The organism is Paenibacillus hamazuiensis, assembly GCF_023276405.1.
Classification (GTDB): domain Bacteria; phylum Bacillota; class Bacilli; order Paenibacillales; family NBRC-103111; genus Paenibacillus_AF; species Paenibacillus_AF hamazuiensis.
Window position 1 is genome coordinate 5000376 of the sequence record NZ_JALRMO010000001.1, and the last position, 26148, is coordinate 5026523.

Below are 26148 nucleotides of genomic sequence, written 5' to 3' on the forward strand. Positions count from 1 at the left end.
AGCGTGCGTGAACGCGCAAGCTGTACAACAATCCACGATTATCTTCAAAAGGTAGTAAACAATTATACTGGACTTTACTGCGCAGCTTAGCTTTATGGTTCAACTAGCCTGCACACAAAAAAAACCGGACGGTTGTCTTAATTTCAAGGCAACTGTCCGGTTTTTGCATTATTTGCTCATCGCATTAGCGACTTCGACGGCCCGGTCGAGAAACTGCTCGATTTCCTCGCGAGTTTTGCGAAGCTTGCTGACGAAGCGGATCAGCTCCTGCCCTTCGCGGAAAGCGATGAAGCTCGGAATGCCCAGAATGTTCAGCTTCTCGCACAAATCCGGCATTTCGTCGCGGTCGATTTGGATGAAATTCAGCCGGTCCGCGTACTGCTTTTCCACGTCCGGCATAAACGGCTCGATAAAATGGCAGTCCTTGCACCAGGTCGTTTTAAATACGGCGATCGTCGGCTTTTGGCCGGAAACGCGTTCGTTGAAAACCTCGTCGGTTTTTACATGTTCCATGTTAGCACCGCCTTTCTTCGTTTCATTTCTATATAGCACGCGACCGCCGGGATGTCAACATCGCCTTGTCCGTACGGCATGGTCGTTGCCGGTAAAGGGACTGATCGCCCGCCGTCCAGTGCATCAGCGCGGTACCAGGAGCGTTCGGCAGAATCTAACCACATTGGGAAATAATCCATTTTACATTTTATTGAAAAAGTGATATCATACAAATATCAAATCAATATCCCAATAATATTTTCAAGGAGACATGTGGAATGAAGGAATTCAGAGCTTGGACGTTTAATGGTTATGCCGGAATATTTCTTATGGTATTATCCGTTGTATTGGGACTTCTTATGATTATCAAAACGGTCGTTGTGCCGGGAGTGATTCTGATTATCGCGGCAGCCGTAATGACCAGCGGGATTACGGTAGTGCAGCCGAATCAGGCGCAGATCGTCACCTTTTTCGGCAGCTACATCGGCACGATCCGCGAAAGCGGACTGTGGCTCACCGTTCCCCTCTCTCTCCGCAAAAAGGTTTCGCTGCGCGTCCGCAATTTCGACAGCTCGAAGCTCAAGGTGAACGATATCGAAGGCAATCCGATCGAAATCGCAGCCGTCGTCGTTTTCCGCGTCGTCGATTCGGCAAGAGCGACGTTCGAGGTCGACAATTACGAAGCGTTTGTGAAAATCCAAAGCGAAACCGCGCTGCGCCATGTCGCCAGCAAATATCCGTACGATGTGTTTGGCGAGGAAGGTTATTCTTTGCGCGGCAACTCGGAGGAAGTCGCATACGAGCTGAGCCGCGAGCTGCAGGACCGCCTTGCCGTAGCCGGGGTTGAAGTGCTGGAAGCGCGGCTTACCCACCTCGCCTATTCCACGGAAATCGCCAGCGCCATGCTGCAGCGCCAGCAGGCCAATGCGATCATCGCCGCCCGCCAGCGCATCGTCGAAGGCGCCGTCGGCATGGTGCAGCTCGCCATTGCCCAGCTGCAGAGGGACGGCATCATCGAGCTGGACGAAGAGCGCAAAGCGGCCATGATCAACAATTTGTTGGTGGCGATTGTATCGGACCGCGCGGCCAGCCCCGTCATTAACACGGGCAGCCTGTACTGACGCTCGGGCCGGAGTCCCCCACCCATGGCACCGAAAAAAAACTTTCCGCTGCGGCTCGATCCGAAGCTGTACGAAATTCTCGAGCGCTGGGCTGCGGATGAATTCCGCAGCGTCAACGCGCACATGGAATTTTTGCTGCGCGAAGCCGCAGCTCGGGCCGGAAGGCTGCCGAGCCGGCTGCCGCCACCGCCGCCGGCTTCGGACGAAGCCGATTCCGAACCGTCCTGAGCCACAAGTCGCCAATGCTGTCAAGTTAAGCGCGACGATAACGGAACTGTAGTGCGCTAAATCGGTCCATTTCAGGTATTTTTGGAAATTAGCGGAACTCAGGTGCTCTATTTGCTTGTTCGTCCGATATAAATGCCATTTTCCATCGATTTAGCGCATCTCAGTTCCTCTATTTTTCCGATGCAGCTATTTTTCCAAGAATAGCGAACGTGTATTCCGCTATTTTAATAAGCTGCTTATTTTAGAAGCAAGACCTGTCAAATTCAGACCACGATCCATCGAAAGCGTTAACCTGACAACATTGCGCAAGGCGCCCCCTGGACCCCCATAAGTGATATGGACCTTTGCCGCCTATTGCTAGTACTTTTGTGGGAGCCCCCGGTTATCCACAAAATTTGCTGCGCATCATTTCCGAAGTCCGAAGTAAGAAAAAAAGCCCCGGTGCTAAAACGGATCCGTTTTAGCACCGAGGCTTTTTTAACTTTCGCATGATTGAATGGAATAATAGCTTATCCTAAGGTTAGTCTCTCTGAATGACAACCGCGTTCGCGTCGCCGTCCCAGGAAACTCTCGCTCCGAGCGCTTCGGCAATGACGCGGATCGGGACGAATGTGCTGCCGTTCATAATTTCCGGCGCCGCCTCCAGCGGTTTGATGACGCCGTTTACGGCCGCCATAGGGCTGCCTATCGTCAGGACAACCTTGACTCCGCGAAGCTCGTCGGTGACGATCACCTGCTTGGTCGAGCCATCCCAGTCGACATTGGCGTCAAGGCTCTCCACAACGTAACGTGCCGGTACCATTACGTTGCCGTCTTTGTTGTAAGGGCTGGCCGCATCCCCGCTGCCCGAGCTGTCCACGACCAGGTGCAGGTCTTTTTTCGTGATGCGCAGATCGTCCTTCAGAAACTTATAGATCTGAGATTTCGAATCCAGCGCCGCGAGCAGCTTGGAGGGGCTCGTCGAAGAAGTTCCATCGAACTCCACGGCGCTGCTTCTATCGATCGGAGCGATCGAAACCGGCTTGTTGATATTCCAGTTCTCCGATGCGGAGGTCACCTGAATTTCTTTGAGCCCTCCGCTCTCCTCGGCAGGAAGGGCCAGCTTGAATTCCGTGTACGATTTGCGGATTTGGTTATCCGAATCGATGTACACGTCCGTCGCAAACGTCATCTTGTCGCTGAGCAGCAGCTGCGCCGCCTTCCCGTTTTCGGAAGCGGACAATTTCTCGGCGGATGCGTCGAAGTCGTTCAGCGCGTTTTGAATGAGACCTTTCACGCTGGTTGCCGCGAATTCGACGGCCAATGTTTTATTGTCCAAGTATTGCATATACATGCCGAGCTGGGCATTGCCATCAGCGCCCTGCTCTTGACTTTTCATGGCCTCTTTTATGACGGGAACGAAAACATCATACAGTTGTCCGATCAGATCCTTTAATCCTTTTTCATCGGCGGCCACATTCGTCAAGAAGCTTTTGACCAGACCGAGAAGCTCCGTACCGTTCACATCCGCATGGAACTTGTTTAATGTCAGCGTTTCGCCGTGTACCTGCGAGGTTTCCGTCTTCTTGTACATGCGCGCCGGATTCGGCAGCGTGCCCGCCAAAAACGATCCGATCGCCGGAGCCAAATCGGCCGATTTTTGTGTCAGCTCTTCCAGCTGCTTCTTCAGCTGCTCGCTGATAAGCTCACTCGCTTCCCCAGCCGGCACTGCCGTCCTGTGCAGGACGATCGGTTTCTTGGCGCCCTCCACCTGTATGATCAGATCCTGACCCTCGGAATTCATTTGAAAAGGAATCGTTCCTTTCGAATAAACGAAGTCTCCTTTCACGGAAACATGCAGCCGATCCTGCATCTTGATTTCTTTCAGATTGAGGCTCGCATTGCCGAACAAATCCATAAACTGCTTGGTATTTCCCGTCAAGGCGCTATTATTGTCGGCCGTCAGGCGGACCGTCAACGTTTGGCTGGCTTCGCTTGATGTCACGGAGTACGTATTTTTCATAACCTTGTTCAAATCGACACCTTCGGAAGCTTGACAACCGGTCAAGGCGATGGCCATGAAGCCGGCAATGGAAGCAATCCATTTTTTCATTTCTCTCCATCCTTCTCTCCTCATGATTTGGTTACAATAACCTGTACAGTTATACGCAGGAAAATTAAAAATGTCGCATCCGACCTGAAATGAAATACAGGTTTTGCGTCTTTGCCCGGGTTAAGGGGAATGAGGACAAGGCGGATTGGAGTAAAATAGAGGAATGGCATGGTTTGGAACCATGGCGGTTGACCGGAGGTGACTCATGACAATGGCGGGACCGGCGGGCGACGGACAAGGCTTGTTTCACAAATTGGCGGCAATGCCCGTAAACGTATGGGGCTGGATGAAACATAAAGCCGGCACCTTTCTTTACGAGGCGAAGCAGCAAGAATCCGCCTGGGCTATGCCGGTCTCAAAAGACGCCGTTTCCAGGCTGGGGAAACAGCTCAGCGCGCAGCCGGACCATCCTCCCGGGCAAAAGCCGGGAAGCTCGTTTTCGGCGTTGGCGGGGATGGAAGCCGAGCTGCTGAAGCGCATTCGGCAGGACACCGCGCTGCGGAACATGAACAACGTGGCGCGAACGCAGGCATATTACGCGATGTACCGTCGTTTTCCCGAGCTGCACTGGGCGTTTCTCGCGCATATGGTGTCACGAAACGGAGGCTGGTCGATGACCGATTTGAAAGGCGAGCTGATTCCGCACCTGCTGGGCGCAGCCCAGATCGAGCACACGTTTCAGTTTTTAGAGCGGGCCAATGCGCTTATTTTTCACGATGCCTACCCGCAGCTCCTGCTGTATGAAGAAAGCCGGCGGCTCGGACGGCCTCTGTTTCATTTGCTCCCCCATTTGGGCGTATCGGCCTTTATGAGTCCCGTATGGGAGCTGTTCTGGGACACGAACGATTCCGCGCTGCTGACGACGGGGCTGATCATAAACGAACAAAGCTACATTGAACGGCGCATTGTGAAAAACTCTTACTTTCGCGAGCATGTGCTGGATACGTTGTTTTTTCAAAGCCAGTCGCTGCTGCAGCTGAATCAGGTCGTGTTTCCTTATACCGACAATGAGGACATTTCGCTGGCGGAAGACCAGCTCGGCAGGCTGCGGCTCGCCGGGCTCACCGTGGAAAACTTCGGCGACCTGGACGAACGGATCGGCGTCGGCAAAAAGCTGTACGGCATCCTGTTCGGGCTGCCGGACGTGCGCTTTGGCGCCGAGCGGTTCGCCGCGGCCCGGCCGCATACCGGCTCGCGCGCCGACTACTGGCCGCACTTGTTCGCCCCGGTCCGCCGATCGCCTCCCGGCCCTTACGCGGAGAAGCTGCACGGCTGCGAGCTGCGGCAAGGCGCCGCCCCCCTCTACAGCCCGAAGCTTGAGGACGCGTGGAAAAACCGGGCGATGGCGCCGGCGGAGCCCGGCGATTGGTTCGACAGCCTCGGTGCGCTTCGCCATTTCGGCACGATAGAGCCGCCGCGCGCCTTCGAGATGTCGCTTGAAGCGTGCACCGGGCTGCACAAGCTCGAGCTTGCCGTGCTTGCCGGCGAGGTGTTTTAGGCGGCTCGGCTGCAGGAGCCGCCGTCTGCGCGGCAAAGTACCGCTGGAAAATACTTACAGACCGGCACATCAAAAGGCTTGCCCCGCAGCGGAGCAAGCCCTTCCCTTTTCGCGTTACTTGATCGTCTTGGACAGCTTCTCAACCTCCGCCCACGCCTGGTCGGGGGTCATTTTGCCGAACATGATTTGCTGGGTCAAGTTATCATATTCCTTCGTGAAGTTGTCCCAGTTGTTTTTCTTGCCCGGACCCGGGTCGAAGGTGGCGCCGTCGATTGCGGTTTTGGCGATGAGCTCGATGCCCGCCTTGTCGACCGCGGAAAATTTCGGCTGCAGGTAATCCAGCACCTTCTTCGATACCGGCACGCCGCGCGACGTTCCGAGAATATCCGCAACCTCGGTGTCGTTGATGAACCAATCGATGAACTTCTTCGCTTCGTCGGCGTTTTTCGTATCCGGGCTGATGCTCCAATACATCGACGCCTTCAGCCATCCGCCTCCCTGCTTGGCCTTCGGCATATTGACCAGCGCCAGCTGATCCTTTTTCAGCGCCTCGAAACCCGGATATTCCGCGGCGTGGGAGGTGCGCAGCAATATTTTATCCTGAACCATCAGATCGAGCTTGGCGTCCTGCCCTTTGTCCGCGGTCGTCACATCCGGAGGGGTGGAAATGCCGGCTGCGCGAAGCTCTCCCATTTTATTCATATATTCCAGCCAAGTCGCCTTGTCGAAATTGAATTTGCCGTCCGACGTTTCCGGAAATCCGAGGCCTTTGGAAACCTGATACGCGCTGTATACGCCGTAGTCGGCGGTGAAATCCTTCATCACCCATTTATCTTTATCGAGCTTCGCTCTCGCTTCCTTGGCGAACGCAAAAAATTCATCCCACGTCCAGCCGTATTTCGGCGGGGCGATGCCCAGCTTATCGACCGCCGCTTTGTTGTACACAAAGCCGTAGGCGTTGTTGCCCAGCGGAACCGCGTACAGCTTATCCTTGTATTTGCCGGTGTTCAGCAGCGCCTGATCGACATCCTTGACGTTGATCTGGTTCGTCAGATCCATCAGCCGGTTCGTGCTGCCCCAGTCGTTGATCCAGGCGGCGTCCGTCTGGACGATATCCGGCAAATTTTTGGCCGCGGCCATGGTCGAGATTTTGTCCAAATAGCCGTCAAACGCCTGGAACTCCGGTTCGAACGTCACATGCGGATTTTTTTTCGTGTACAGATCGAGCGCCTTGAGCGTCGCGTCGTGCCGCGCCTGCGAGCCCCACCATAAGATGCGCAGCTTGACCGGCTTTTTGTCCGAGCCCGCAGAGCTGTTTCCTGCTCCCGGCGACGCCGCCGGCGGCTTCTCTTCCTCTTTGACGCCGCAAGCGGCCAGCGTACCCGCCACCACGACGGCGAGCGCAGCCGCGAGCACCTTCCGTGTCTTATTCATCGGCAATTCCCCTTCCCCTTTTGGTTAATCGCTTTCATTTTTATGGTACAAATTCGCGGATACGCTGAGTAGGAGAGAGATGCACAATTTATTTCATTATTTTACGATTATCCGAGGGGCCACTCACCATCCGTTATTCGGCAGCTCCGTCGGGCTGTAACCCGTATGTTTCTTGAACAGGCTCGTAAAATAAGGGACGTTTTTATAACCGACCATTTCCGCGATTTCATAGACCATGAACTTCCCTTCGCGAAGCAGCGATTTCGCTTTTTCCATGCGCACCTTGGTCAAATAGCCCCCAAACGTTTCACCGGTGGCTTGGCGGAAAATGTTGCTGAGATAATTGCGGGAAATGAACACCTTGTCCGCGAGCTCCGACAGGCGGATGTCTTCGGCATAATGCTCGTGAATGTATTGAACCATAAAATCGACCGCCTGCTTATGCTTGATGTTTTCGTTTTTGCCCGGCGTCTGGCAGATGAGCCGGACCTTTTCGCAAAGCCATTCCTCCAGGCGTTCCACGGAAGTAATGCCGCGCAGCTCGCAGTCGAGACCGGCCGGGGACAGTATACCGTCAAGCGAAGGGCCGGCATCGCTCAGCACATAACCGAAGATCGCCCACGCTTCCGCCGCGATTGATTGAAGCCGCTTGGGCGAATAGTCTCCCGACGCCGCAAGCTGCCCGGCAAAGCTCTCGATCGCTTGGGCCGCCTGCCGCTCCTGAAGCAGCCGGATCGCCTCGGCGAGCTGCTGGTAAAAGCGGACCGGCCTGAGGGACGCGGATCGCCCGCCGCCGTCCGCCGCTTCCCCCGCGGGGACGTACTCGTATATTTCCATCCCCGGCACGCAGCAGCGATGCTTAGCCGCCAGCGCCTGAAACGCCTCCTCGGTCGAATCGGAGATCGCGGCCCAGCCCGTTTTCAGCCTTCCGAGCCCCACCTGAATATGCAGCTGCAAATAACGGTCGATGTGCCCGATCATCGTCCGGCACAACTCCCGGGCACACGCATGCGCTTCTCCGCTTTCTCCGCCCCCGGCCTCCGGCCCGAAAGGCAGCAGAACGGCCATATGGTGGCTGTGCAGCTCGATAAAACGCGCGTCCGGCCAAGCCGACGAAAGCACTTCCTGCAGCACGTTGCAGACGGCAAAGCGGAACAGGTAAAAGTCGCTCGGCGCGATGCCCGTTACACGCGCGGTGCGCACGATTTCCACGGCAAGCACCATGAAGCTGCGCCGCTCCCACGCCCCGAGCCGCCCGGCAGGCAGAGGAGCTTGCTTCGCCGCAGCATAAGTGCCGGTGACGACGTTTTTGATCCATTCCGCCTCAACGAACGGTTCGTAGAGCAGCAGCTTTTGCCGCAATTCATGCTCCTCCAGCTTCTGGTGATTTTCGTCCTCCAGCTCGTTAATCGCCTTTTGCAGCACCCCCCTGATCGTCTGGACCGTCACCGGCTTCGACAAATAATCGTCGACCCCGAGCCGAAGCGCCTGGCGGGCGTACTCGAAGTCGGAATAACCGCTCAGGATGATGATTTTGCCGGGATAGTCCTGCTTGCGCAGCTGTTCGATCATGTCGAGCCCGTTCATCACCGGCATATAAATATCGGTTATCACGATGTCCGGCTGCACTTCGTTGATCAGCTCCAGCCCCTGCCGCCCGTCGGCAGCCTCGCCGGCCCAGCGGGCGTCCAGTTCGTCCCACGGGATCGTCTTCTTCATCCCCTGCAGCACGCTGCGTTCATCATCGATGATCACGATGCTCCACATCTGCGAATCCTCCTTCCGGCTGGTCCAGCTTCGGGATACGGATGACGATGCGGGTTCCCTCCGGGCTGCGCGGCTCGATGCTTATGCCGTAAGGCGCTCCGAAGTATGCGTCAAGCCGCTTTCGCACGTTGCGTATGCCGTACCCGCCCGTTTTCCGGCGCGGAGCAGCATCCCATCCCGGAGCAAGCCCCGCCCCGTCGTCCTCGATCGTGAAGATCAGGGCTTCGCCCCGGTCCTCCGCGGCAATGTCGATATGGCCCCGGCTCCGCCCGTGAAATCCGTGCAAAACCGCATTTTCCACAAATGGCTGAAGCGTCAGCTTCGGAATATACAGATCCTTGATCGAATCGTCAGCTTGAATGGAGTAGGTCAATCCCTCTCCCCGGCGCAGCTGCTGGATTTGCAAATAACATTCCGTATGCGTCAGCTCCTGCCCGATCGTGATCAGGCTGTCGCCGTTGGAAAGCCCGATGCGGAACATGCGGCCCATCAGCTCCAGCACCTGGCTCATCCGCTCCTGGCCGGCATCGATCGCCATCCAGTTCAGCTGATCCAGCGTGTTGTACAGAAAATGCGGATTGATCATAGCCTGCAGCGCTTGAATTTCCGCCTTTCGCTGGCGAATGTGCTGCTCCTCCAAAGAGCGGTACAGCTCTTCAATGCGCCCTGTCAGCCTGCGGTAGCCGTGAAACAATACGCCGAACTCGTTGCGGTAATCGTTCGGCAATTCGGGCGGCCGCGCGTCCAGCGAAAACCGGCCCATCGCCTGCAGCAAAATTGAAATCGGTTTCATAAAGCTTTTCGATAAATAAAACGTGAAAAACAGCGCAACCAGCACAGTTCCAAGACCGATGGAAAACAGCGTCACGGCCAGCTTCAGGCTGCCCTCCGTCACATGCTGCCACGGCGTGAGCTCCAGCAACAGCCAACCGTCGTTGAACGATTTCGCCCAGACGATCAAATAGTCGTGCTTGCCGGTGAAATCTCCCTTATCCGTACGGTACCGGACGTATCCCGTCGGCGACTGCATGCCGTCCGCTAGCCCGCTCAGGTCGAAGCGCTCTTCCGGCGGCTGCGTATGGATTAAGGGCCTTCCCCCCGAATCGAGCAAATACCGCTGAGGGCCGCCCATTTCCTCGGATACGATCGCATGAATCGTCTTCGCCTTCACATTGATCAGCAGCAGTCCGAGATTGTCGAGCGTCCCGGAATACACCTTGCGGGCGAAGGTCACGACGGACTGCGTGCCGGTCGGCGTCTCCACCGTCCGCTCTCCGATCCAGGCGAAGTCGGATTTTTCCACGATGCCGTACCACGGTTCGCTGTACAGCAGCGTATTTGGCACGAAGCTGACGCTCCCTTTCGGATCGGAAAACGACGGGTTTGTCGTGTACAGGCGGATCGATTGGATGCTGGGCGTGCTGTTGATGATTTCGCTCAAGTCTTTGCTCAGATCGTTTTGCGCTTTCGTTTTCTCGTAATAATCGCCCGACAGCCGCAAATAGTCCTGAACGGCCGTATTGCGCGAGATCGACAACGAAACCTGCTCGATCGCCCTCATCTGGATGACCACCTGCTTGTTCAGCTCGTTCAGCAGCCCCTGCTGGTAATAGGACGTGTTTGCGGCAATCTCCTTGGCGGATAAACTGTAGCTGATGTAGCTCACCAGCGTAAGCAGCAGAACGAACAGACCGGCGAAGCTGCCGGAAAGCAAATAATCGATGCGGAAACGTTTGAACGGACTGAGCAAGCCGCCGCCCCCTCCCGTTAAAAAAGCTGCGCAGCGCGCGCAGCTCTCCCGGCATTTTTCTTTTATCTTACCCCTTCAATCCGGTGGTGGCAATCCCTTCGACAAAATGGCGCTGCGCCAGGAAAAAGACGAGGATCTGCGGCGTAATCGACAGAAGCGACATCGCGAGCAGCTGCCCCCAAGCGGTCGCCGCCTGCGTGTCGACGAACATCCGCAGCGCGAGCGGGATCGTGTAATGCTCCACCGAATTCAGATAAATAAGCGGTCCGAAGTAGTCTTCCCAGCCGTACAGGAACGAAAAAATCGTCACTGTCACCAGAGCCGGCTTCGTGAGCGGCATGACGATCCGCCAGTAGATGCCAAACCAGCTGCAGCCGTCCATTTTCGCCGATTCGTCGAGCTCCCGCGGAATGCCGCGGATAAACTGGACGAGCAAAAAAATAAAGAATGCGTGGCCGAGCGCGCTCGGTACGATAAACGGCAGGTACGTGTTAATCCAGTTCAGCGAATGGAACATCGCGTACTGCGGAATGAGCGTCACTTGTCCCGGCAGCATAATCGTCATCAGCAGCAGCGAGAACCATAGTTTTTTGAACGGAAATTCGAGCCGCCCGAATCCGAACGCCACCAGGCTGCACGAGATGACGGTCAGCACGGTCGTCGTAATGTTCAGCTTGAAGCTGTTCAGGTAAAAGTAGGTGAACGTATACTTCGGCAGCGCGTCCCAGCCTTTCGTATAGTTTTCCCACATCCACTTGCCCGGAAACAGCGTAGGCAGGCTCAGCTCGGCGTTCGACTTGAACGAAGCTCCGATCCACCACAGCACCGGATAAAACATGAGCAAGCTTAAAGCCAGAAGCAGCAAATGAACGATCCAGTTCCGGTTGCTGCGCAGCATCGTCCTCATTTGCGCTCGCCTCCTTCCGCCTCGTAAAACACCCAATATTTCGAGGCGACGAAATTGATCGTTGTTGCCGCCGCAATGATGATCAGCAGCACCCACGCGAGCGCAGAGGCGTAGCCCATGTGAAAGCCGGTGAACGCTTTTTGGTAAAGATAAAGCGCATACACTTCCGTCGAGTTGAGCGGGCCGCCGTTAGTGATGATAAATGCCGACGTAAACATTTGAAACGCCTGGATGACGCCCATCACCAGGTTGAACAGGATGACCGGGGACAGCATGGGCAGCGTTATATTGAAAAATTGCCTGATCCGCCCGGCGCCATCCACGGATGACGCCTCGTAAAGCTCGCCCGGAATTTGCTTCAGCCCCGCGAGAAAAATGATCATCGCCGAGCCGAACTGCCAGCAGCGGAGCAGGATCAGCGTGGCCAGCGACGTTTCCGGCATGCCGATCCAGTTTTTCGGCGCAATCCCAAGCAGCGGCACGATGTGGTTGATAAAGCCGTCGATGCCGAAAATATTGCGCCACAGGATGGCGACCGCAATGCTGCCGCCGATCAGAGACGGCAAGTAGATCAGCGTCCGGTAGAAGGAGATGCCGCGGATTTTCCGGTTCAGCAGCATCGCCACAAGCAGAGCGACGGCCAGCTTGGCCGGCACCGAGAAGAGCACGTACGTGAAGGTTACCTTAAGCGAGTTATAGAAAAAACGGTCTCCCGCCATCTGCCGGTAATTGTCAATGCCTATCCACCGGGCGGGCTCGAGCAGCGAGAAGTCGGTAAACGAATAAAACAGCGATTGGATCATCGGCCATGCGGTAAGGAAAAAAAATCCGATCAGCCACGGAGAGATGAACAAATAACCCGCCAGTGCGGCGGAGTTGTAGGATTTGGCGCGAATCAAAAGACCACCTCTTTATGTCCTATTTGTACCCTTAGTATAGGAGAGGCGGTCTTTCGGTTGTAGGAGAGAGATCCACAAAATCTTTCACTATTTTACGAATTTGTTAGCTGATGTTCAATCAGCAGCCGCGCCGCCTTCACATAGCTTTCCGTGCGGAACGCGGACTTCAGCATATAGGCGCCTATCGTCGCGCCGCTGCTCAGCATTCTGAGCTGGGCAGTCAGCTCTTCGGGATCGCGGGCCCCGGCTTGCCGCGCGATATCGGTGACTTTGCGCCAACGCTCGTTGCGGCTTTCGAGCGCTTTGCGATGTCCCGGATGATCTTCGTCCGGAAATTCCACAATCGTGTTGATAAACGGACAGCCGCGGAAGCCTTCCGCTTGCAGACGGGCGGCGAAGTCATCGACAAGGAACAAGAGCTGGTCTATCGGCGAGTCCGGATAACGCTTTGCAGCCTCCTCCAAGCCGATCGTATTGAAGCTTTCGCGGCTATCCAAATAAGCGACGATCAGGTCGTCTTTGGTCGCGAAATTACGGTAGAAGCTTGCCTTGGCCACCCCCGATTCGGCAATGATCCGGTCGATGCCGACCGCCCGAATGCCTTCCCGGTAAAACAAATCCGAAGCGACCCGCAAAATCCGCTCCTTGGCGGTTTCCTTTTTATCCATAATCATCATCCCAATCCAAAATAGAGTAAAAAAAACGTTTGACATGAGACAGATCTGTCTGTATCATATAACCAGAAAATGATACAGACCTGTCTACTCCATTTTAGGAGCAGATCCGGCTGATGTCAACAGGATTGGACATTAAAATAGAATGAACGGAGTGGTTTGATTGTCACTGTCTGCAAAATCCGAATCGCTTGCCCGGCCTGCCGCGGCGGCGGAAATCCGTCCAAGGCCCCGCCTCCTGCTCGCCGTCATGTTATTGTCGGTGTTCATGGCCGTCGCGAACATTTTCATCGTCAACGTCGCCACCCCATCGATTCAGCGGGGGCTTCATTCCGGCTTCTCCGAGCTGCAGTTTGTGATCACCGGCTATACGTTGGCTTATGCGGTGGCTCTCATCATCGGAGGACGGCTCGGCGACAGGTTCGGACGAAAGCGCATGCTGCTCATCGGCGTGGCCGGCTTTACGCTGTCCTCTCTGTTTTGCGGATTGTCGTCCGGCGTTTCAATGCTCATTATGTTTCGGGTCGTTCAGGGACTCAGCGCCGCGCTCATCGCTCCGCAGGTGCTGTCCCTCATTCAGGAAAATTACGCTCCGGAAAAACGGGGGGGCATATTCGGCATGTACGGCGCCGCGCAAGGACTCGCCGCCACTACCGGTCAGCTCATCGGGGGATTCTTGCTTCGCCTTAATCCGTGGGAGCTGGACTGGAGAACGGTCTTTTTCTTCAGCGTGCCGATCGGCATCGCAATAATGGCGATGACGCCATTTATCCCCGAGTCCTCGCAAAGGGACCGCTCCAAGCTGGACTGGGTCGGCGCCGCTCTTATCGCCGCAGGTCTTTTGATGCTGGTGTATCCGCTCGTACAGGGGCAAAAGGAAGGCTGGCCGATCGGGATCCTCGCGGTACTTGTCCTGTCGCTTCCCGTATTCGCCCTGTTCGTCCGCTACGAGAAAAAGCTGCTGGAACGGAACAGCGTGCCTTTCATGAACGTCAACCTTTTCCGCGAGCGCGCGTTTTCCATAGGGCTGGTGATCGTCGTTTTGCTGATGTGCTCGCAGGCCGCTTATTTTCTCATCTTTGCCTATTTGCTGCAGATCGGCCTCGGATTTTCCGCGCTGCAGGCCGGAACCATCATCCTGCCGATGGGGATCGGCTATTTTATGGCATCTCTGTTCTCGCCGAAAGTGTCCGCGAAGCTCGGCCCGCATGTGCTGACCGCCGGGGCGGCCTTGACGGTCACCGGTTATCTGGCTCTCGCGATGTCCGTGCATGCGACGGGACCGTCCGGGGCTGTCCTTCTCTGGGTGCCGGCACTGCTCGTGCTCGGCATCGGCCAGGGGCTCATCGCTTCGCCGATCACGACCATCGTGCTGTCGCGAATTCGCGCCGCCGACATCGGTTCCGCCTCCGGCATCCTGACGACGGGCATGCAGGTCGCCTCCGCGGTCGGCATCGGGCTGATCGGCGTCGTCTGGCTGAGCTCGCTCAGCGGACACGCGGACGCGGTCGGCCGCGAGGTCGAGCAGCAGCTGCGCTCAAGCTTGCCGGCGGCTTCAGCCGGACCGGGCGATGCGGCGCTGACGGCGATGCGCGACTGCTATCCGCTCATGGCGCGCGGCGGCGACCCGAGCGCCATCCCGGCCGGCTGCCGGGCAGACGCCGCTTCCCCTGCGGCGAAGCAGCTGTACGAGAGCGGCATCCGGCTGGCGAACGCGCAAAACTATGCGGATTCGTTCCTGCTCTGCCTCTATGTGCTGGCCGCGGTCGCCGCCTGCATGCTGCCGTTCGCACTCGTGCTGGCACGGATCCGCAAAGCGTAAAGCGCATTAGCGGCAGCCGGGGCGGCCTTACGGTCGGCGGCCGGGCCGCTGGGCCGAAAGGCGGGGGATCGCCTTTCGGTGCTCCGCGCCGCATGCTCTGTGGTCTGGAAGCCGGTAAATCCGGCTTTCGGACCGGCTTTTGCTTCCGCGCGGTGCGAGCCCCCTTAATCCGGCCGATTAATATTGTCAGGTAAGTACAAACAGCTCGCTGCGCTGTCCCCTGAGGTCATAAAGGAACTATAGTGCGCTAAAACGGCCATTTCACGCGATTTTTGAAAATTAGCGGAACTCAGGTGATCTATTTGTCTGTTTAACCGATATACACGCCATTTCCTAGCGATTTAGCGCATCTCAGTTCCTCCATTTTTCCAATATGTAGCAGTTTACTCGGAAATAACGAACGTAGGTTCCTCTAAGTTTATGAACACCAATATGAACGGAATAACTGTTCCCAGTTCGTTCGGCCTGTTTTACGGTTCTCTGTCGGTTGACCCACGATTCCGTGCAAATGCGTTAACTGCCCTGCATTGCTCACCCTCCCACCTTCGGTTAAATCCTGCATCACATAAAAAACGGAGTAATAGCGAACATTTCCGCTATCACTCCGTTTTCGTGCATGCTGCCGGGCTTTCTCCGGGTTAACGAAAGTGCCTCTTGCGTTATACCCTTAAAATGAGTCGTTTTCTGCAAATAAAGGGACTCCCTGCCAGCAGAAGTCTCCGGCCCAGGCAAGGATACTCACACCGGAGCCGCCATCCCCATCGCGGCCCACTCTTCCTTGGCAGGGCCGTACACGCCGGTTACGGGAATTCCCGCTTGGCGCATCAGAACCGTCAGCTGGCCGCGATGGTGAATTTCATGTTTGATCAAACCATCAAGTGCCATACCGTTCTTCCATTGCTCTCCAAAAAACGGAGAAGTAAGCTGAAGGCTCTCGTCCGTCCATTGCGTCTGCACCGCCTCGAGCAGCGACTCGGACATCTTGCGGTAAGCCTGCGCAATCTCGGAAGCCGAAGACGGCCGCTCGCTCTCGTCCGAAGGATATTCAAATTTCAGGCCGGTAGGCTGCAAAAAACCTCCGCTCGTGCAAAGATGCCAAGCCAATTGGCCTAACGTCCGAAAGCCCGGAGCGACCTCCTGATTAAGCGATTCGTCCGTCAGCGCATCCAGCAGCTTTTGCGTGCCGGCAGATTCGCTCCGATAATCTTCGACAAAGCTTTGTACGGTTTGATAGATCATTTTCGTAACCTCGCTTTTCAAATAAAATTTACAGCCGACCGCTTCAAAGCGGGCCGTTCATATTTAATTGTACAGCATCCCAACTGACAACAGGTTGTCAGGGTTTTCGCCCGCCATCCCAAAAAAATTACTCATCCCGGTACTGGCGAACGATTTGCTCCGCCTTCTCCCTGACGGCATCCGCAAGCCATTTCGGCTCAATCACCAACACATCCGTACCGTGGCCGAGCAAATGGCCGATGAGCCAGCCTTCCGCCGAATGCTCGGCCGTCACAAGCAAATATCCGTCCTCCTGAACGGCAATCCGTTCCTCGCCGAAATATTCCTCCACCTTTACCCGCACCCGGGGATGGAAGCGCAGCACCATGCGGATACGATCGCTTCTCTCCCGCTGCATCCATCTGGCATCGAGATCCTCCAGCCGCACGTCCCTGCGCGGAAAAACTTCCAGCTCGACGCGCAGCTGCTTGATTCTCGTCAGCCTGAACGTCCGGTAATCGCCGCGCAGCCGGCAATAAGCATACAAAAACCAGGCATACCCTTTCCATGCCAAACCGACCGGCTCGACCGTCCGCTCCGTTCCGATTCCGTCCGCATTCGTATAAAAAAAACGAACGACATTCCGGCTTTTCGCCGCTTGCCGAAGCCGGGTCATCGTTTCCTTCTCCGCTTGCGTTCCGCACCATGGTCTCGTATCGAAAATAAGCGGTTCCCCGGAGTCCTCGAGCCGATTTTGCTCCGATTTGGCTACAAGCGCCCCGACCTTCGCCAGCAGATGATCCATATCCTTATCTTCAAGGGAAGCCTGCATTCCCCGCAAAGCGGTTACGATCGAATGCAGTTCCTCCAGCGTGACCATCTGCCTGTCGATCCGGTATTGATCCATAATTTCGTAGCCGCCGTCCGCACCTGCGTACGAGATAACGGGAATTCCCGCACTGTTGATCGTCTCCAGATCGCGATAAATCGTGCGCAGCGAGACCTCAAACCGGTCGGCCAACTCCTGACCGCTCATTCTTTTACGACTGAGCAAAAGCATCGTGATGGCAAGCAATCTGTGAAGCTTCATGCCAGAAAACCCTCCCGATTGCGCAATTGCCCGAACCGCTCAAGCGGATCCGGGCCTGTCTTTCCACCATTTTACGGTTTATTCCTGCCCGTGTCGACTTTTTTTCGGGCTTTCCCGAGCATGGGAAAAACCCCACGCCGCAGCTGCGTGGGGTTTGAGTTGCGTGCCGGGCCGAGAATCCTCACCCGCGCTGCGGGAGCCGCTTAACAAAGCGCCGGACGAGCTTTTGCACCGGCCCGGGCATCTGCTCGAGGTCGGCCGCCGTCACGGTGCGAGTCGCCATCAACAGCAGCGGATAGGCTGCGCCGGTGACGGCGCAGGCGAGCGCCGCCTGCACAAAGGCGCTCAGGGCAGCCGCCGGGAACGGATGCACGTATGCCCGGTTCAGCAGCTCCATGCCCCAGCCGAGCAGGACGATCACCGCCGTTACGGCGGCGAGTCCCCACCAGCGGCGGCCGAGCACCGTGAAGGCGACCGATTGCCGCAGCACCGCCACGTTGATCGCCGTCATGACGACGAAGCAGAGCGCGGTCGCCGCAATGATGCCGTAAATGCCCAGCACAGGCGCAAGCAGGAAGCTTGCCGCCAGCTTGACGGCGATGCCGGCGGCAACGCTGACGACCAGCGGCTTCATCCGGCCGATGCCCATCAAAACGGCACCCGATGTCTGCATGACGATCTGGAACATCGCGCTGGCCGTCAGCAGGATGATGATCGGCGCGGAATACTCGGCGACGACGGGCGAACCCGACGTATTGCCGAAAATAAAATCGTTCAGCGGGCGCGCCGACGCGCAGATGACCAGCACCATCGGCAGGCCTGTCAGCACCGACAGCTTCAGCACCCGGCCGGTTTGCTGCGATACCTGCGCCATGTCGCCGCGCGAATACGCCGCCGATACGATCGGCACGACCGACTGGCTGAGCGCCACGGCGAGGATGATCGGGATGCCGGCAAGCGATTGCGCCCGGCCGCTCAAAATCCCGAGCATCTCGACGGCATTATCGCGTCCGAACGCTCCCTGCAGCAGCGGGGTGACGATCGTCGAGTCGATCGTGTAGATGAGCGTCACGGTGACGGAAAAGATGACGATCGGGATCGACAGCCGGAACAGCTGGCTGTAGATCGCCGAATACGTCAGGGTGGCGGTCCCGGCGGCGCCGCCCCCCACCTTGTCCGCACGCCGCAGCTTGCGCGCGAAGTAAATCATCACGGCGATCGCCGCTACGCTGCCGACGACGCCGCCGAAGGAAGCGCCGGCCGCGCCCCATTCCAGGCCGTAGCCGAGCAGCGCATAAGCGAGCGCCACCGAGGCGGCGACGCGGAAAATTTGCTCGATGATTTGCGACAGCCCGTTCGGCATCATGTTTTGCCGCCCCTGGAAATAGCCGCGCATGATCGCGATCAGCGGAAACAGCAGCAGCGCCGGAGCGAGCGCGCGAATCGCCGCCGTCGCCTCCGGGTTGCCCGCGAGCTGCGCGCTCCAGGGCGCGAACGCGTACAGCAGCGCGGTCATTACGACGCCCGCGGCGAGCGCAAACCTGGCCGCGGCGCGGTATATGCGCTCCGCCTCGGCATGCTGTCCGAGCGCCGTGCGCTCGGAAATCATTTTGCTGAGTGCGCTTGGAACCCCCGCGGTCGCGATGACGAGCAGCACGGAATATAAATTGAAGGCGATGCCGTACCACGCCATTCCTTTTTCCTGCAGCAAATAAACGAGCGGTACCCGCTGGACGACCCCGAGCGCCCGCGCCACGAGAGCGGCTACCGTCAAAATCAGCGTGCCTTTGACTAATGAATCCTTGGACAAGTTCGGTTCCTCTTCTCTGTACAATCTTCCTTTAGTATTGTAGTGCTTCCGCGGAAGACGCGCAACGCCTATTGCCGCAAGGCATGTTTCGTGTTATGATGAAGGCAAGTTAATTACGGGTCAGAGATCGGGAGAAGACCGCGACATCCCCCTTGCTGAGGGGATTGTTCCGCGTCTTCTCTTTTTTGTTTGCCAAAAAATGCTCTTTACCCGGACGAAAGGGGTCTTTCTTATGAGTTTTTCCGCAGAAAAGCGCAGTGACGTACTCCGGCAGATGGCTTCGCAGCCGCTCGACCTGCTCGTAATCGGCGGCGGAATTACGGGAGCCGGTATTGCGCTCGATGCGCAGACGCGCGGCATGAAAACCGGGTTAATCGAAATGCAGGACTTCGGGGCGGGCACCTCCAGCCGCTCCACGAAGCTGATCCACGGCGGCCTTCGCTATTTGAAGCAGCTCGAGTTCAAGCTGGTTGCCGAAGTCGGCAAGGAGCGCGCGATCGTTTACGAAAACGCGCCGCACGTCACGACGCCGGAATGGATGCTGCTGCCGATCATCGAAGGCGGCACCTACGGCAAGCTCGCCACCTCGGTGGGCCTTTACGTCTACGACTGGCTGGCCGGCGTCAAAAGCAGCGAGCGCCGCAAAATGCTCAGCAAGGAGCAGACGCTGCGCATGGAACCGCTGCTTCGCACCGACAAGCTGAAGGGCGGCGGCTATTATGTGGAATACCGCACCGACGATGCGCGGCTGACGATCGAAACGATGAAGGAAGCGGCCCGCCGCGGCGCCCTTGCGGTGAACTACGCAAAAGCGGAAGAGCTGCTGTACGATCGGGGCAAGCTTGTCGGCGTTCGCGCTGCCGACCTGTTAAGCGGCGAGTCTTTCAACATTTATGCGAAAAAGATCGTCAACGCCGCCGGACCTTGGGTCGATACGATCCGCGAAAAAGACGGCTCCAAGCAGGGCAAACGTCTGCACTTGACCAAAGGCGTCCATCTCGTCTTTGACGGCAAACGGTTCCCTTTGAACCAGGCGATCTATTTCGATACGCCGGACGGCCGGATGGTATTCGCCATTCCGCGCGACGGCAAAACATATATCGGCACGACGGACACGAACTACCGCGGCGATATCGTGCACCCGCGCATGACCGTAGCCGACCGCGACTATATCATCGCTGCGGCGAATTTCATGTTCCCGACGCTGAAGCTGACGGCGGCCGATCTCGAATCCAGTTGGTCGGGGCTGCGCCCGCTCATCCACGAGGACGGTAAGTCGCCTTCCGAGTTATCGCGGAAAGACGAAATTTTCATCGCTCCGTCCGGACTCATCACGATTGCCGGCGGCAAACTGACCGGTTACCGCAAAATGGCCGAGCGCATCGTCGACCTGGCCGGCCGGCAGCTGGCGCAGGAGGGCCACGGCTCGTATCCGGGCTGCACGACGGACCGGGTCCGCCTCTCCGGCGGCGATGTCGGCGGCTCCGCGCAGTTCGAAGCTTTCGTGAAGGAGCGCACGAAAGCGGGCAAAGACTGGGGCTTGTCCGAAACGGAAGCGGAGCAGTTTGCCCGCGCTTACGGCTCCAACTGCGGCCGGCTGTTCGAGCTGTACGCCTCCTCCCGCGAAGAAGCGCGCGAATGGGGCATCCCCGAGGCGGTCATGGCCATGCTGCAGTACGGGATCGAACATGAGATGGTGGCGACGCCGGCCGACTTTTTCGTTCGCCGCACCGGTGCGGTTTACTTCGATATCGCTTGGGCGAAAATGTGGAAAGAGCCGGTCATCCGCTACATGGCGCACCGCTTCGGCTGGAGCGAGCAAAGCGCGGCCCGGCACAGCGAAGCGCTTGATGTGCTGCTTCACGATGCGGTCGTTCCTTTGGAGAAAGAAGCTCAGTAACCTTTTCGGCTGTAACGGCTCTTGAACTTGATTTGCCACCTTGCCAACGTCCAATACCCGGCTTCCCGGGGACGGACGTTTTTTCTTTTTCGCGTGGAGGGAACTCCGGAAGCTTCGAATGACACCTACTTATTCGTAGTATCCTTCCGTTGATTTGCGTAATTGTTTGAATTGATTCGCATCATGCCCGAACCATACTTGGGAATTCGTTCGGGCAGCAAGCGTGCGGATTTTCTCAACCGCGTTCCGGTATCCGATCGAATCGTATATGATGCCCGGCAGCTTGACGGGTGGACCGTAACTCTCCGCCGTATAGATGGTATCGGAAGCAAGGATGATCCCCCCTGTTTCCGGCATTTCAATGTGCAATCCTAACATGCCCCAAGCATGACCGCTGCCAAAGTTAACAATTTTGATGCCTTCAGCCAACTCCAGGTTATCTTCATTGCGTTTGACGGTCCGCCACTGCAAGTGGTTTTTGATCCAAGCATCGATGTCCGCCCAAACGTAGGCTCCTCCCTTTTCGTTGCGGGCATAGCTTTGCAACGTACCGTTCAGCTCATCTTCATGGACGATAATCGTTGCGTTCGTAAAGATCTCCAAGCACCCGGCATGATCCAGATGTAAATGAGAGGCAACGACGTACTTGATTTCCTCAGGTTTAACACGGAGCTGCTCCAGCCGGTTATGCAGGTAACATTCCTCGCTTGCCACCCATGGGAACGCCTGCTGAGTGTATTCGGCCCAGCGTCCTTCACTGCCCATCGAGTTCGGGTTGCAAGCCGTATCGAACAAAATTTTTCCTTCCGCATGATCGATCAGTACCGTATATATCGGAAATTCCACGAACTGTGTCGGTGCATTAGGATTACTGATCGTAGCCGGATTATGCATGGCGATCATCCAATTTTTATCCATGCTCATACGACCGTTATCCATCACATACAGCTTGGGGCGGGCTTTAATAATATTCGGCATGTTCATTTCCTCCTATTAAATTCAGGCTTTGCCAGCATATGAGTCAACCGTTGGCATGCAAAGACTTCACTCCGTTTATAACCGCACAGTGGATATCGATTGTTTCTCCTCCGCTGGTATAGACATATAATATTGCACGGACTAAACTTATGTAAGTAGGCACTTTAAGGTGTCCTGGGAACTTTGAAGTGCATAGGAGGGAAATCATTTGACATCTTCGTCCAAAACAAAACAATCCGACATCTCATTGGCGATATGCGGTTACAGCAGAGTTCTTGAAATCATCTCCAACAAATGGACGGCACTCGTCATTTATGCATTGGAAAACGGAAACATTCGATACGGAGAAATGGAAAGAAGAATCGAGGGCATTTCAAAAAAAATGCTCACTCAAACGTTGCGTAAGCTGGAATGGAACGGGTTGGTACAACGCCATATTACACCAACCGTGCCCCCAAGCGTTGAATATTCGCTAACTCCTTTAGGGGAAAGTTTGCTTAATCCGATGAGAGAGCTAAGACAGTGGGGAAGGGCAAATTACTGGCATGTCGAGACGGCAAGAGCCAAATATGACCTAACTTAAGGCTGCCGATCATCCCGGCTGCTATTGTACCCGTTCAATTTAAATAATCCGCTATAATGGGGATGACCAAGCCGGGGAAATGGGAGAGAAGAAATTGCTGATCAAAGGAACGACGATTTTGCTGCTGCTTGTAACGTTCGGTATGCTGGGGACCGTACCTTCGGACTTGACGGCGATCGAAAACATGCGTTATGTGCCGCAGGAACGGGACGATGTGCTGAATAATCCGTACATGGGCTTCGCCCCGGCCGCCTTGAACGGTCCGTATTCGCAGCCGCACAAGCTCGCTTACGTGCTTTGGACGTGGAAAGATCTGGAGCCGGAAAAAGGAAAGTATGCTTTTGACGAGCTGGAGCGAAAATATAAGTTCACTTACTGGAAAGAGCGCGACGTGAAGCTCATTATCCGTTTTGTGCTCGATTATGCGCGGGACGACACGCAGAAGACGGATATTCCCGAGTGGCTCTACAAGGAGCTGGGCGGCGACGGAATTTGGTATGACAATCCCGCCGGCAAAGGCTTCAGCCCGAACTACGACAATCCGCTGCTTATTAAATATCATCGCGAGGTCATCGCCAAGCTGGGCGAAAGGTACGACAACGACGCCGGAATCGCTTTTATCGCGCTCGGCAGCTTGGGCCATTGGGGCGAATGGCATACTTACAGCGGCGAAGCCGGGGAAATTCCTTTTCCGAAACTTGCCGTGTCGGATCAATACGTCCGGCATTACATAGACGCTTTTCCGAACAAAAAGCTGCTGCTGCGCAGACCGTACCCTATCGTCAAGGAGGAGCGTCTCGGCCTGTTCAACGACGTGTTCGGCAGCCATGAGCAAACCGTTCACGGCTTTGTCGATTGGTTTGAAAACGGGTATACCTCGCTGCTGGCAGGTGAGGATATCCCGCCTGTGCCCGATTTTTGGCAGCATGCGCCAAGCGGCGGGGAAATCGGCAATGCGGGCCGGATGAAGGAGCTGTTTCAAAACGACACGATCGGGGAGACGCTGGATCAGGCCAGGCTGAGCCATACGAGCTGGCTTGGCCCAAGCAGCCCCGTAGGGCTTACGCTGAACGACACCGAGCGGCAAAACGTGAACCGGCTGCTGAAGCTGATGGGCTACCGCTTCGTCGTGAAAGAGGCGACGGTGCGGAGATTGGCGCCTTCCGGAAGCGATCTTCCGGTCAGCTTAACCATAGAAAACAAAGGTGTAGCGCCGTTTTATTACAAGTGGCCGCTGGAGCTGTCGCTTGCGGACCCGGAAGGCCGTATCGTGGCGAGCACGATTGCGGATGCGGATATCCGGACCTGGCTGCCCGGAACCTCGGAGGTGACGGCGCAGCTGCACGTCCCGTCCCACATCGCGACCGGCGCCTATACCGTGACCGCGGCCATTCTCGATCCCGACCGGCGGAAGCCGGGTGTCGATTTTGCCATTCAGGGACGCAGGGACGACGGGCGTTATCCGATCGGTTATGTACAAATCGTATCGCCCTGAGGCCAAGACCGGTTTGAGCCGAATAAGCTCGGCTGCAACCGTTAACCCGCCCTATACATGACGCACATGCAATGTTCAACTTATATAGCTGCCTGAACAAGTAAAAAGGGAGCCCGCGGGGCTCCCTTATTTGAAATCAATGCATCGGATTCATCGCGCGGCTCACGACGACGCGGCGGATGAAAAACGCCATGGCCAAACCGATCAGCGTTACGATCATCGCGAACATGAACACGTTCTGAGAGCCGAACGTCATCGCGTTGGCCATCTCGGTATTCTCGGTCGGCGCTTTGGAATTGTGCAAATACTTTTCCATGCCGCTCGTCAAAATGCTGATTGCGATCGCCGTGCCGATCGCACCCGCGACCTGCTGCAGCGTGTTCATAACCGCCGTTCCGTGCGGATACAGCTCCGGCGGCAGCTGATTGAGGCCGTTCGTCTGCGACGGCATCCATACCATCGAGATGCCGACCATAAGGCCGATATGCAGGGCGACGATGAAGGCGATCGAAGACGCCGGCGTAATGCCGGAGAAAAACCATAACATCAGGGCCACAATAACGAGGCCTGGAATGACAAGCCATTTCGGCCCGTATTTGTCGAACAAACGTCCCATGCGCGGCGACATGAGGCCGTTCAGCGCGCTGCCCGGCAGCAGCATGAGTCCGGCGGAAAACGCGGACAGCTTCATGCCGTTTTGCAAATACATCGGCAAAATAATCATGCTCGACAAGATGATCATCATACACGACAGCACCATGAGCAGGCCCACTACGAACATCGGATACTTGAACACCCGCAGGTTCATTATCGGCTCGCGCATAAATATTTGCCGCAGGGCGAAAAGCGCGATCGCGGCCAACCCGATGGCGATAGACGCAACAACGATCGGGCCGCTCCAGCCCTCACCGCCTTCGCCCGCCTTACTAAAGCCGAATACGACGCCGCCGAAGCCTATGGTGGACAGGATGACGGACAGCAGATCGATGCGGGGCTTCGTCACTTCCGTGACGTTTTCCAAATTTTTCAGTCCGACGAGCAGTCCGATGACCAAAAACGGCAGCGATAGCCAGAAGATGTAATGCCAAGTAAAATAGGCGATCAGGAGCCCCGCCACAGTCGGGCCGATGGCCGGTGCGAACATGATGACGAGGCCGACGAAACCCATCGCCGCTCCGCGCTTTTCCGGCGGATAAACGACGAGAATCGTATTAAACATAAGCGGAATTAACAAACCCATTCCGGCAGCCTGCAGCACGCGGGCAACGATCAGCATCTCGAAATTGAAGGCAAGCGCCGCGATCAATGTGCCGATGATCGAACTCGCCAGCGAAACGACGAACAGCTGTCTCGTCGTAAACCACTGCAGCAGCAGCCCGGTCATCGGCATCAAAATGCCGAGCGTCAGCAAAAATCCCGTCGTCAGCCATTGTGCGGTCGCCGCCGAAATATGGAACACGTCCATCAAATTGCTGATCGCGATATTGAGCGCCGTCTCGCTGAACATGCCGACGAAGCCGCATATAAGCAGCGACGCCATGATCGCACGCGTATTGTATTGCTTCATCTTGATTCACTTCCCTCTCCACTTTATCTATTTGTGCGAAACCGTGCTTTCGGTCCGCTTTTGTTACAATAGGGTTTATAGCCGCTTAAGTCAATACCCCGAACATCAATTATTTGTAAATCGTAGGGTACTTATTCCGTGCGAAAAAAATAACGACGGACCGGGACGTTGATGACTCCTCCCGGTCCGTCTGACTTTTCACGGGCATACCCCGGCTCGGCAAAAATTACGCCTGCTGGATCGCGCTTTGATCCATGTAAATCACTTCCCAAATATGGCCATCCACATCCTGGAAGCTTCTGCTGTACATAAATCCGTGGTCCTGCGTGTCGCCGGCCGCACTTCCGCCCACAGAGAGCGCTTTGTTCACAATCTCATCCACCTCGGACCGGCTGTCGGCCGACAAACCTATAAGCACCTCGGTGCTTTTCGCCGCATCGGCAAGTTCTTTTTTCGTAAACGTTTGGAAAAAGGTTTCGACCAGCAGCATTGCAAACGTATTGTCATTGATGACCATGCATGCCGCATTGTCATCCGTAAACTGCATGTTGAACTCAAAGCCGAGCTGCGAAAAGAAGTCCATCGTTTTCTTCAAGTCTTTTACAGGCAAGTTGATAAAAGTGTTGCTTGCTTTCAATGCCATCGTCAATCCACCTCTTTGTGATATTGGTTTGTTTAATCTCCTGCACCCAGTATAACATGCAGGAAATTGCGGGATTTCTTTTCGATTGCTATTTGAGTGGAATAACGCTGCAACTTCCTCGTTTCTTTTTTCGTTGATATATAACATTTTCGTATGCTGGCCCATCTAATCCATAGAGGG

21 protein-coding genes are annotated in these 26148 nt (G+C 56.1%); 7 read left to right on the top strand and 14 right to left on the bottom strand.

Annotated features, from left to right (window positions below; translation table 11 throughout):
* Positions 1–168: 168 nt before the first annotated feature.
* Entirely contained in the window at positions 169–513 is a 345-nt protein-coding gene (locus tag MYS68_RS21565; protein WP_248927827.1) for a thioredoxin family protein, read from the bottom strand.
* Positions 514–770: 257 nt separating this feature from the next.
* On the opposite strand from MYS68_RS21565, the gene MYS68_RS21570 reads away from it, so the two are divergent.
* Both MYS68_RS21570 and MYS68_RS21575 read left to right on the top strand, forming a co-directional pair.
* The gene (locus tag MYS68_RS21570; protein ID WP_248927828.1) at positions 771–1613 is read left to right on the top strand and encodes an SPFH domain-containing protein; all 843 of its coding nucleotides are present in this window, start codon (positions 771–773) and stop codon (positions 1611–1613) included.
* A 24-nt stretch (positions 1614–1637) separates the two neighbouring features.
* Positions 1638–1841: a type II toxin-antitoxin system antitoxin gene (locus MYS68_RS21575; RefSeq protein WP_248927829.1), complete on the top strand. Its 204-nt coding sequence runs from the start codon at positions 1638–1640 to the stop codon at positions 1839–1841.
* A gap of 520 nt (positions 1842–2361) precedes the next feature.
* On the opposite strand, the gene MYS68_RS21580 is transcribed toward MYS68_RS21575, so the two are convergent.
* Entirely contained in the window at positions 2362–3933 is a 1572-nt protein-coding gene (locus MYS68_RS21580) for a copper amine oxidase N-terminal domain-containing protein (RefSeq protein WP_248927830.1), read from the bottom strand.
* Between the two features lie 205 nt (positions 3934–4138).
* Here MYS68_RS21580 and MYS68_RS21585 point away from each other — a divergent pair, with 205 nt between their 5' ends.
* Positions 4139–5431: a DUF2515 domain-containing protein gene (locus tag MYS68_RS21585; RefSeq protein WP_248927831.1), complete on the top strand. Its 1293-nt coding sequence runs from the start codon at positions 4139–4141 to the stop codon at positions 5429–5431.
* Between the two features lie 114 nt (positions 5432–5545).
* Here the strand turns inward: MYS68_RS21585 and MYS68_RS21590 are convergent, their stop codons facing one another.
* From MYS68_RS21590 to MYS68_RS21615, 6 genes are all read right to left on the bottom strand, one after another.
* The gene (locus tag MYS68_RS21590; RefSeq protein WP_248927832.1) at positions 5546–6865 is read right to left on the bottom strand and encodes an ABC transporter substrate-binding protein; all 1320 of its coding nucleotides are present in this window, start codon (positions 6863–6865) and stop codon (positions 5546–5548) included.
* A 123-nt stretch (positions 6866–6988) separates the two neighbouring features.
* Positions 6989–8632, bottom strand: a complete 1644-nt coding sequence (locus MYS68_RS21595) for a response regulator transcription factor (RefSeq protein WP_248927833.1) — start codon at positions 8630–8632, stop codon at positions 6989–6991.
* Positions 8607–10382 (bottom strand): cache domain-containing sensor histidine kinase, encoded by a 1776-nt coding sequence (locus MYS68_RS21600; protein ID WP_248927834.1) that lies wholly within the window; start codon positions 10380–10382, stop codon positions 8607–8609. Before MYS68_RS21600 ends, MYS68_RS21595 begins: the two co-directional genes overlap by 26 nt.
* Before the next feature lie 67 nt (positions 10383–10449).
* A complete protein-coding gene (locus MYS68_RS21605; RefSeq protein WP_248930978.1) occupies positions 10450–11280 on the bottom strand; it encodes a carbohydrate ABC transporter permease in 831 nt (276 codons plus the stop codon).
* Positions 11281–11285: 5 nt separating this feature from the next.
* A complete protein-coding gene (locus MYS68_RS21610; protein WP_248927835.1) occupies positions 11286–12188 on the bottom strand; it encodes a carbohydrate ABC transporter permease in 903 nt (300 codons plus the stop codon).
* Between the two features lie 92 nt (positions 12189–12280).
* Positions 12281–12856, bottom strand: coding sequence for a TetR/AcrR family transcriptional regulator (locus MYS68_RS21615; protein WP_248927836.1), 576 nt, complete (start codon positions 12854–12856; stop codon positions 12281–12283).
* A gap of 169 nt (positions 12857–13025) precedes the next feature.
* Here MYS68_RS21615 and MYS68_RS21620 point away from each other — a divergent pair, with 169 nt between their 5' ends.
* Complete coding sequence (locus tag MYS68_RS21620; protein ID WP_248927837.1) at positions 13026–14684, top strand: DHA2 family efflux MFS transporter permease subunit; 1659 nt, start codon at positions 13026–13028, stop codon at positions 14682–14684.
* 738 nt (positions 14685–15422) lie between these two features.
* On the opposite strand, the gene MYS68_RS21625 is transcribed toward MYS68_RS21620, so the two are convergent.
* The 3 genes from MYS68_RS21625 to MYS68_RS21635 all read right to left on the bottom strand — a co-directional run bounded on the left by MYS68_RS21625 (position 15423) and on the right by MYS68_RS21635 (position 18802).
* Positions 15423–15920, bottom strand: coding sequence for a DinB family protein (locus tag MYS68_RS21625; protein WP_248930979.1), 498 nt, complete (start codon positions 15918–15920; stop codon positions 15423–15425).
* A gap of 130 nt (positions 15921–16050) precedes the next feature.
* Positions 16051–16992 carry a helix-turn-helix transcriptional regulator gene (locus tag MYS68_RS21630; protein WP_248927838.1) on the bottom strand — a complete coding sequence of 314 codons (942 nt, stop codon included), beginning with the start codon at positions 16990–16992 and terminating at the stop codon, positions 16051–16053.
* A 181-nt stretch (positions 16993–17173) separates the two neighbouring features.
* Positions 17174–18802 (bottom strand): putative polysaccharide biosynthesis protein, encoded by a 1629-nt coding sequence (locus tag MYS68_RS21635; RefSeq protein WP_248927839.1) that lies wholly within the window; start codon positions 18800–18802, stop codon positions 17174–17176.
* 232 nt (positions 18803–19034) lie between these two features.
* On the opposite strand from MYS68_RS21635, the gene MYS68_RS21640 reads away from it, so the two are divergent.
* Positions 19035–20702 carry a glycerol-3-phosphate dehydrogenase/oxidase gene (locus MYS68_RS21640; RefSeq protein ID WP_248927840.1) on the top strand — a complete coding sequence of 556 codons (1668 nt, stop codon included), beginning with the start codon at positions 19035–19037 and terminating at the stop codon, positions 20700–20702.
* 129 nt (positions 20703–20831) lie between these two features.
* On the opposite strand, the gene ahlS is transcribed toward MYS68_RS21640, so the two are convergent.
* On the bottom strand, positions 20832–21680 hold the full coding sequence (ahlS, locus tag MYS68_RS21645; protein ID WP_248927841.1) for an AhlS family quorum-quenching N-acyl homoserine lactonase: 849 nt from the start codon (positions 21678–21680) through the stop codon (positions 20832–20834).
* 208 nt (positions 21681–21888) lie between these two features.
* Between ahlS and MYS68_RS21650 the strand changes: the two genes are divergently transcribed.
* Complete coding sequence (locus MYS68_RS21650) at positions 21889–22263, top strand: winged helix-turn-helix transcriptional regulator (protein ID WP_248927842.1); 375 nt, start codon at positions 21889–21891, stop codon at positions 22261–22263.
* A gap of 94 nt (positions 22264–22357) precedes the next feature.
* A complete protein-coding gene (locus MYS68_RS21655; protein ID WP_248927843.1) occupies positions 22358–23758 on the top strand; it encodes a DUF4832 domain-containing protein in 1401 nt (466 codons plus the stop codon).
* Positions 23759–23894: 136 nt separating this feature from the next.
* Here MYS68_RS21655 and MYS68_RS21660 read toward each other — a convergent pair whose 3' ends face one another.
* Positions 23895–25325 (bottom strand): DHA2 family efflux MFS transporter permease subunit, encoded by a 1431-nt coding sequence (locus tag MYS68_RS21660; RefSeq protein WP_248927844.1) that lies wholly within the window; start codon positions 25323–25325, stop codon positions 23895–23897.
* A gap of 226 nt (positions 25326–25551) precedes the next feature.
* Entirely contained in the window at positions 25552–25968 is a 417-nt protein-coding gene (locus tag MYS68_RS21665; protein WP_248927845.1) for a VOC family protein, read from the bottom strand.
* Positions 25969–26148: the final 180 nt, after the last annotated feature.